Here is a 1025-nt window from a genome sequence, read left to right as displayed (position 1 = left end):
AGAGGGTGGTTAGGAAGGTTAGGTCCGTTTCGGGGCGAGGGTGAATATTCCGGGTTCGGTCTCGGTCAGGATTTTGCGGCTGACCATGCGTTTGAGTCGCGCCCGGGCGCCTTCGACGTGTTTCGGGGTGGGGTCGACGCTGACGGCCAGGCAGATGTCTTTGGCTCGTAGCCCGGCCGGGTTTGCGGCGAGGACGGCGAGGATCTGCTGGTAGGGGGCGCTGGCGATGGTCGGGTCGTCGTCGGTGAACTGGTCGGCGGCCAGATCGTGCAAGGTGATGCGGGTGGTCGCCAGGTCGGCGAGTTCGTTGTCGAGGCGGGCGAGTTCGGTAGTGAGAGCGGTGATCTGCTCGCGGAGCCGGTCGGCGGCCTGACCTGCGGTGTTCTCGCGTTCGGCGATCAGGTCGAGGATCGCGGTCAGGTGCACCGCAGGTTCACCGCCAGGTCGCGGTGACAGTGCCGGTGAGCCTGCGGACCATGTTCGCCATCGACGCCCATAAGGTGCGTGACACGCTGGATTCGGGTCGGCTCTCGTACTCGCGGGTCAGCCGGCGGTGCAGCATCAGGGTGCCGTTGACCTGCTCTACCAGCCACCGTTTCTTGACCGGCACGAACCCGGGCCGGGCGTCGGATCGTTTGACGACCTCGACGTCGATGTCCAGCACCGCGCCGTGCAGGGCGAAGTCCTGTTTGAACCCGGCGTCGACGAAGGCCCGGGTCGCCGTCGGGGTGTGTTCGGCGACCTTGTCCAGCAGGCGGATCCCGATCTGGTTGTCGCTGACGCTCGCGGCGGTCACGACCACGGCGATGATCAGGCCGAGAGCGTCGACGGCCAGGCCGCGTTTACGGCCGGGAACCTTCTTGCCAGCGTCCTTGCCGGTGGTCGCGGCCGGCACGTGGTTCGCGGCCCGGATCGACTGGGTGTCCAGGATGACCGCGGACGGATCCTCGGCACGACCGGCCTTCTCCCGGACCTGGCAGCGCAGCAGGTCATGGATCACCTGATCGGTGCCGTCATCACGCCAC

General features: G+C 67.1%; 2 protein-coding genes. Both read right to left on the bottom strand.

Features of this window, described 5'->3' with window-relative positions; translation table 11 throughout:
* Positions 1 to 18: 18 nt before the first annotated feature.
* Positions 19 to 426: a hypothetical protein gene (locus Apa02nite_RS50745; protein ID WP_203831584.1), complete on the bottom strand. Its 408-nt coding sequence runs from the start codon at positions 424 to 426 to the stop codon at positions 19 to 21.
* A gap of 7 nt (positions 427 to 433) precedes the next feature.
* The coding region (locus tag Apa02nite_RS50740; RefSeq protein ID WP_203831583.1) for a transposase at positions 434 to 1025 on the bottom strand (592 nt) is incomplete at its 5' end.

The sequence above is a fragment of the Actinoplanes palleronii genome (assembly GCF_016862315.1).
In the GTDB taxonomy this organism is placed as follows: Bacteria; Actinomycetota; Actinomycetes; order Mycobacteriales; family Micromonosporaceae; genus Actinoplanes; species Actinoplanes palleronii.
Note: the sequence above shows the minus strand (reverse complement) of the source record. Positions and strands in the feature narration are given on the sequence as shown.